This window comes from Allobosea sp. P1_A7 (assembly GCF_056406775.1).
Map to the genome: position 1 here is coordinate 1 of NZ_JBFTZN010000295.1, position 7,194 is coordinate 7,194.

Below are 7,194 nucleotides of genomic sequence, written 5' to 3' on the forward strand. Positions count from 1 at the left end.
CCACCACCTCGAGCGGAATGATCTCGACCTCGCGGACCACCACCTCGAGCGGAATGATCTCGACCTCGCGGATCAGCTGCTCGCGCATGTTCAGCCGACGGATGAAATGCGTCGGCACGCCGATATCGTTGAGATTGGAGAAGATGTGCTCGGAGATCCTGTTGTTCAGGACGCCCTTGCCGTCGATCACCTCATGTTTTTTGGCGTTGAAGGCGGTGGCGTCGTCCTTGAAGTGCTGGATCAGCGTACCGGGCTCCGGTCCCTCATAGAGGACCTTCGCCTTGCCTTCGTAAATGCGACGGCGGCGATTCATCGGGATGTACCGTGGCTTGAGGAAATCCAAAATCGGCCTTTCTCTGGTCGCGGTTGCCCGCGGCGGGATCGTGGCCCCTGTTCCGCCGGTCCTTCGCAAGCCTCGCCTTAGATCTGCGCTCGGACGCGATCGGCCTGGATTGCGGATTGGTCCGGTTCAAAGCGAGCATAGCCCAATCGGCCACCCTCGCGACCGCTATATGGCGCTTCTGCACTGCAAACGCAACAAACCGGGCGAAGGGCCCGATCGCCAGATTGCAATCCGCGCTGGCCCTGGCCGCTGCGGCACCCTATATCGCTTGGAGAAGCCACCCGGAGCCCGCAAGAGGACTTAACCCGCATGACGACATTCGATCAGCGCAAGGATGCCTTCGAGAACAGGTTCGCCCTCGACGAGGAGCTGCGCTTCAAGGCGACGGCCCGGCGTAACAAGCTTCTCGGCCTCTGGGCAGCCGAGAAGCTCGGCAAGAGCGGCGCTGAAGCGGACGCTTACGCTAAGTCCGTAGTCCTGGCCGATTTCGAGGAGGCCGGCGACGATGACGTGCTGCGCAAGGTGAGGTCCGATTTCGCAACTGCGAGCGTCGCGGTTGCGGACGAGGAGATTCGCCGCGTGATGACCGAGCTCCTGATCAGGGCCGCAGAGGAAGTCCAGGCAGGGCGCTAGTGGCGAATCCCTGTTTCACGTGAATCGGCATGGCCGGTTCACCAAACGCAGGACGTGGTTGAAACGGGCGCATGAGCGCCCGTTTGTTTTTGTGCGAGTTTGCTGCCCACTGTCCTCGTCCCGCCGTGTCTCAAGAGCGGGCTCAACCGGATGAAAACGCCGATGTCTTCCGCCAAGCCAACCGTCCTGTCCTCGCTCGCCGATCGTCTCGCCAAGGGCGATACGCTCCTGTCTGCCTGGTGCGGGCTTCCCGATCCGAGCATTGCCGGAGTGCTCGCGCAGGAAGGTTTTGACGCCGTCACGCTCGATATGCAGCACGGGCCGATCACGCTTGGCGAGGTCATCCGGGCGATCCCGCTGATCAATGCGGCCGGAAAGCCTGCTCTGGCGCGGATCGCGGTTGGCGAATTCCAGAACGTGTCGAAGCTGTTCGATGCCGGCGTCTCGGGCGTGATCGCGCCGATGATCAACACCATGGAGGATGCGCGCCGTCTGGCGGCCTATGCCAAGTATCCGCCGCTCGGAGAACGCAGCTGGGGCAGCTATGGCGGCCTGGGCGCTTCGGGGCTCGATGCCAATAGCTATCTCAAGGCCGCCAATCGTTTCTCGATGACCTTCGCGATGATCGAGACGCGCGAGGCCATGGCGATTCTCGACGATATTCTGGCGCTTGAAGGCATCGACGCGTTGTTCGTTGGCCCATCCGATCTTTCGATCGCATTGTCCGGCGGAGCGTCGGTCAACGCCTCGGCGAAGGAGGTCGACGAGGCCCTGCGTCACATCGTGGCCCGTGCGTCTGCCGTGAACAAGCCGGTCGCATTCTATGCCGCCACCGCCGAGAGGGCGAAGGAGGGTGTCGAGATGGGAGCCAGGCTTGTCACCGTGATGAGCGATTCGGGCTTCCTGCGCGCGGCCGCTCAGGCCGCGCTCAAAGTGGTTCGCGGCTAAGGTCCGATCCAACCTTCTGTATTCGCAGCGGCTTTCCCGAAAGCCGCACTCCACTTCGCGGGCCGATGCTTTAGGCGTTGATCCCCTCGCGGCGCTTCAGCGCGGCGTAGTAGGCCCAGAGCAGTCTGGCTGCCACGCCGCGCCAGGGGCGCCAGGCCTCGGCCATCTCCTGCAGCTCGCCCGGTTTCGGGCGGGCATCGAGGCCGAAGGCGACGCGTGCAGCCTCCTGGATGGCGAGATCGCCGGCTGCGAAGCCGTCGCGGTGTCCGAGGCAGAACAACAGATAGATATCCGCGGTCCAGGGTCCGATGCCGGAGACGGCGGTCATGTGCTCGTGGATATATTCCGGCGTACCGCCCTCCAGAGACCCCAGGTCGAGCGTTCCGTCGACCATTGCCGCGGCAACGGCGCGCAGGGTGCGCTGCTTCGGCCGCGAGAGACCGGACAGCCGCATATCCTCATCGCTTGCAGCGAGCACGCGCTCCGGCGTGAGCGGCGTCAGGACCGACTCGACCCGGGTCCAGACGGCGCGCGCGCTCGCCACCGAAAGCTGCTGCGCCACGATGATCGATGCCAGCCCCTTGAAGCCGCCCTCGCGGCGACGCAGCGGCGGCAGGCCGGTCCGGTCGATGATGGCGCTCCAGCTCGGGTGAAGCGGGCGGAGCGCGGCCATGCCCTCTTCGAGGTCGGCGTCACAGGTGATTCTGGTCATCGTCGCTTCTTGAACCGGGATGGTGGCAGTGCGCGCGCGTCAGGAGAGTTGGCTGTGTCCGAAGACTTAGGCATTCCTGAAGACTTGGCCCAGTCATGGCCAGACCATAGAGAGGGCCCATGGCAACGTCCTCACGCGATTGCGACAGACCGGTGTTTCGTTTCGCGCCCAGCCCGAACGGCCGGCTACATCTCGGCCACGCTTTCTCGGCGCTGATGAACGAGCGCCTGGCCAAGCGATTGGGCGGCAGGCTGCTGCTGCGCATCGAGGATATCGACGTCGCGCGCTGTCGGCCGGAATTCGAGCAAGGCATCCATGACGATCTCGCCTGGCTCGGCATCCGCTTCGACGCCGCCATCCGCCGGCAGTCCGAACATTTCGACGATTATCGCGCCGCGCTCGGCCGGCTGCAGGCGAAGGCGCTGATCTATCCCTGCTTCTGCTCGCGCGGGCAGATCATGCGTGCAGTGGAGGTCAAGGAAGCAGAGGCGGGCCGACCCTGGCCGCGCGATCCCGACGGATCGCCGCTCTATCCCGGGACTTGCTGCGCGCTGCTTCCCGATGACGCGGGCAAGCGCGCGGCGAGCGGCGAGGCCCATGTGTTGCGGCTGGCGATGGGGCGGGCGGCGGCAGGGATCGGCGGGGAGGTCGGGTATCCGCTCTTCGATGAGGATGGGCGAGTGACGCGTGTAGCGGCTGCTCCCGCGCGCTGGGGGGATGTGGTTCTGGCACGCAAGGACGTGCCGACCAGCTACCACCTTGCCGTGGTCGCGGATGACGCGCTTCAGGGCGTCACGCACGTCGTGCGCGGACGGGATCTCGAAGCGGCGACCGATATCCATCTCGTGCTGCAACACCTGCTCGACCTGCCGGTGCCGCGTTACCACTTCCATCGGTTGTTGCAGGACGAGACCGGCCAGAAGCTCGCCAAGAGCCGGATGTCGGAAGGCCTCGCGGAGCTGAGGGCACAGGGTGTTACGGCCGCAGACATCCGCGCGCGGCTCGGCTTTGCCTAGATCGGGCCGGATCCCATATCCGGTCCGCGGGCTATGTTTGGATCGGCCCGAAAGCGGCAACCCATTTGTTGGGCCGATGCATCGGCGGTTCAGCCGACGCCGAGCCAGGTCAGCCAGGCCGCGGTGGTAAAGAGCGAGAGCATGGTCGAGAGCGCGATCGCGCTCGAGGCATCGGCGACACCCTGCCGATAGCGCTCGGCGAAGAGATAGGCGTTGATCCCGCAGGGGCAGGCGGCGAAGAGCACTGCGACGCCTGACCAGTGCGCCGGCATCTCGAAGACGCGGGTCGCCAGCAGATAGACGATCAGCGGGTGAAGGCCGAGCTTGAGGGCGCTCAATACGGCCGGCAGACCGAGACCCGATTCCAGCCCGTAGCGCCGCATGGCGATGCCGAGGCTGATCAAGGCGCAAGGGACCGCGGCACCGGCGAGCAGGTCGACCAATGTCCAGACCGGGGCTGGGATGAAGCCGATCACCGGCCGCACCGCCGAGCCGAGCAGGATGCCGATGATGATGGGATGGGTGAAGAGCCTGCGGGCCATCATCTTCAGCGACGCCGAGCGGCCCTCGGCGAGCAGGGTTGCCGCCGTCATCGTCACAGGCAGGTGGATCGCCAGCAGCAGGCCGAGCGGCACCGCGCCGGCATCGCCATAGGCCTTCAGGATCATCGGCACGCCGACGAAGACCGTGTTGGACTGGGCCGCGGCGAAGCCCGAGACCACCAACTCCGGTCCCTTACGGCTGAAGACGCGGTGCGCAATCAGCATGGCCAGGGCCCAGACGATGGTGAGGCCGGTGAAATAGGAGATCCAGTAGCCCCAGGGTTGGCTCGCCGGGATGTCGGYCTTGGCCRGCGTCCGGAACAGCAGGCAGGGCACGGCCAGAACGAAGACGAAGTCGGAAAGACCTTCGCCGGTCGTCTCGCGGACCAGCTTCGTCCAGCGGGCGACATAGCCGAGGCCGATCAGGCCGAAGACGGGCAGGACGACAAGCAGGGAGGAGAGCATCGGCGCGACAGATTCGATGAGCGGGAGCGGGAAGGCGCCCCTCGCGATCGGTCTTGCAGCAGGCAAAGTCAAGGAAGCGGTGGCGCAAATAGCGGCATGGCCGTGCCGCGTTTTCGGTCAGTCCCGCGAGGGCACTAGCGCGCCTGGGCCAGCACGCCGCCCGAGCGCACGATCAAGCCCTGGATCTCGTCGCGCTGGCGCTTGAACTCGGCCAGCGTCTTGCCTTCGAGCTCGCGTCCTCGCGGAACGCGGATCTTCATCGGATTCACGAAGTTGCCGTTGACCATGACCTCGTAGTGCAGATGCGGTCCGGTGGAGAGGCCGGTATTGCCGAGATAGCCGATGACCTGGCCCTGGCGCACTTTCACACCGGCAGCGATGCCCTTGGCAAAACCCGACTGGTGCGAATAGGTCGTGACATACCCGTTCGCGTGCTGGAGTTCGATCCGCCGACCGTAGCCGGAGGCCCAGTCGGCCTTGATCACCGTGCCGTTGCCGGCGGCCAGGATCGGCGTGCCGATGCGGTTGGCCCAGTCGACGCCGGTATGCATCTTCGAATAGCGCATGACCGGGTGGTAGCGCATGCCGAAGCCGGAGCGCATCTCGGCATCGGTGATCGGCTTGCGCAGCAGGAACTTCTTCAGCGAGCGACCTTCCTCGTCAAAATAGTCGATCAGGCCGTCTTCAGGGGACTGATAGCGAAAGACCCGGCGGGTATCGCCATTGATGGTGAGCGTTGCCGACAGGATTTCGCCGCGCTCGCCTTCCTCGTCCTCGGTGAAGATCACCTCGAGATTGTCGCCGCCGCGCACGCGCTGCTGGAAGTCCAGGTCGTAGGAGAAAATCCGAACCAGCTCGTCGATCATCGGGCGCGGCAGGTCGTGGCGCAATCCGGTCTCGTAGAGGCTCTCATAGAGCCTGGCGCCGCCGGTATCCTCCTCGTCCTCTTCGTCTTCCGTGGTTGCCCTGCGGGGCGTGCCGACGATCTCCTGCTTCGGCAGCGAGACCGGAACGAAAGCGCCCTGGTCGTTGACCGCGATCGTCGCCTCGGGCTGGCCGTTGGTGAGCAGCGAGACGCGAACGATCTGGCGCGGATCGCCTGGCCGCGGACCGGGTGCAAACAGCGCTTGCAGGACCTGGCCATCCGGCAAGGCGGCAACGCGCACCTTGCCGCTGAAGGCCTGGATCATCGCCCTGATCTGCTCGGCCGGAGCTCCGGCATTGCGCATGACCTGTTCGAAATTCTCGCCGCGCCGGGTGATCAGCAGCTTGTCCTCGACAAGCGGCTCGCGGGATGCGGGGATGGGCGTCTTCAGTGCGTTGGTGACATTTTCAGGGACGACGCGCACCTCGATGCCGGAGAAGCGCGTGTCCGTGGCCGGAGAATAGGCAAGAAGATCGTTCGTGGCGCTGGGCGCCGCACCGCCGCCCAGCGTGCGGCTGAGCATCAGCTGTGGTGGGATCGGCAAGGGGCGTTGCCGGCCCGCCACGGCCTGGTTGGCGCGCTCTTCCTCGACCTGCTTGATCACGTCGGGGTCGCCGAGGCGTGGGCGCGCGGGCGGAATCGCGATCGTGGTGAGGTCGCGCTTGACGATGGTGACATCGGCATCCGGCATGTCGCCGGCCGGTTCGGCATAGCGCTCGGCGGGCTGGCCACCTTCCGCAAACAGGCGCAGCGGATTGAAGGGCGGGATGTTCGTCGCGTAGACGCCGGTAGTCAGCGACAGGTTGGAGGCAAGCCGTACGAAGGGGCGCACCCGGATGACCTCACGGTCGCCGACGCGTTGGGACATGGGCGCGCGAGCGCTGTGTCGGGCCGCCATGACAGGCTGGTCCGCCACCAGCTTGTCCGCCTTGCGCGCCCCGCCACCCAGGCCGGCAGAGGACGGGCCGCGCGCGGTCACCATTTCGGGCTGCTCGGGGAAACTCGTATCCCCGCGGGTCGAGACCAGGATCGCCCCACCGAGCAGGGCTGCGCCGCAGGAGCCGACCAGCGCGCAGGCGGCCAACCAGCGCAGCGAGACGCCACGCCGGTCCAACGCCTGATGCGGAGCACCATCCGGCCGGATCGGCGGCTCGATACCGAGATCGACCAGAAGCGCGGCGGCTTCCGGCGATAGCGGTTCTGCTGGCGTGCTGAGCTCGGGATGGGCGTTCATCGCTGGTCGTCAGAGAATCCTGATCCTGGTCCGGTGCCCGGGCGGGCCGGAATTCCGAAGAAGCCGCATCTGCTGCACGCGTACGCGCCTGGTTCCGACCATGCCCGGGTCGCAGCCCGGAATCAATCCGCGGTCGGAGCCGCTGCGGGGCTTTGGCCGTCGATTACGGCTCTTTGCGGGCGCGACGCACGTAGAGCGCGCGCAGCGCTCGTACGCGCGCGATGGATAAAGTCGGGATCGGCGAGCCGGGACAAAAAGTCATCGAACTGTCGGAAAAGTTTTGTTTTGGCGTTGACAGGGTGAGAGGGTGGGGCCTATAACGCAGCCATCGAGACGGCGCCGCCGCTGGCGGGGCCGCTCTACTGCGCTTCATGAG

Annotated in this window: 7 protein-coding genes; 3 read left to right on the forward strand and 4 right to left on the reverse strand. The window is 65.8% G+C overall.

Features of this window, described 5'->3' with window-relative positions:
- Nucleotides 1-343, reverse strand: a 343-nt coding sequence (locus AC1D34_RS31590; protein WP_476826352.1) for a phosphoribosylaminoimidazolesuccinocarboxamide synthase, incomplete at its 3' end; no start/stop codon positions are given.
- Between the two features lie 309 nt (nucleotides 344-652).
- Here AC1D34_RS31590 and AC1D34_RS31595 point away from each other — a divergent pair.
- Together AC1D34_RS31595 and AC1D34_RS31600 are read left to right on the forward strand one after the other, a co-directional pair.
- Nucleotides 653-976 (forward strand): DUF1476 domain-containing protein, encoded by a 324-nt coding sequence (locus AC1D34_RS31595; protein ID WP_113513401.1) that lies wholly within the window; start codon nucleotides 653-655, stop codon nucleotides 974-976.
- A 162-nt stretch (nucleotides 977-1,138) separates the two neighbouring features.
- On the forward strand, nucleotides 1,139-1,924 hold the full coding sequence (locus AC1D34_RS31600; protein WP_113513399.1) for an HpcH/HpaI aldolase family protein: 786 nt from the start codon (nucleotides 1,139-1,141) through the stop codon (nucleotides 1,922-1,924).
- A gap of 70 nt (nucleotides 1,925-1,994) precedes the next feature.
- Here AC1D34_RS31600 and AC1D34_RS31605 read toward each other — a convergent pair whose 3' ends face one another.
- Nucleotides 1,995-2,636, reverse strand: coding sequence for a DNA-3-methyladenine glycosylase family protein (locus AC1D34_RS31605; protein ID WP_441493324.1), 642 nt, complete (start codon nucleotides 2,634-2,636; stop codon nucleotides 1,995-1,997).
- 119 nt (nucleotides 2,637-2,755) lie between these two features.
- Here AC1D34_RS31605 and gluQRS point away from each other — a divergent pair, with 119 nt between their 5' ends.
- Entirely contained in the window at nucleotides 2,756-3,652 is an 897-nt protein-coding gene (gene gluQRS / locus AC1D34_RS31610) for a tRNA glutamyl-Q(34) synthetase GluQRS (protein WP_441508256.1), read from the forward strand.
- 89 nt (nucleotides 3,653-3,741) lie between these two features.
- Here gluQRS and AC1D34_RS31615 read toward each other — a convergent pair whose 3' ends face one another.
- Both AC1D34_RS31615 and AC1D34_RS31620 read right to left on the reverse strand, forming a co-directional pair.
- Complete coding sequence (locus AC1D34_RS31615; RefSeq protein ID WP_476826353.1) at nucleotides 3,742-4,659, reverse strand: AEC family transporter; 918 nt, start codon at nucleotides 4,657-4,659, stop codon at nucleotides 3,742-3,744.
- 134 nt (nucleotides 4,660-4,793) lie between these two features.
- Entirely contained in the window at nucleotides 4,794-6,818 is a 2,025-nt protein-coding gene (locus AC1D34_RS31620) for a M23 family metallopeptidase (RefSeq protein ID WP_441493327.1), read from the reverse strand.
- Nucleotides 6,819-7,194 lie beyond the last annotated feature (376 nt).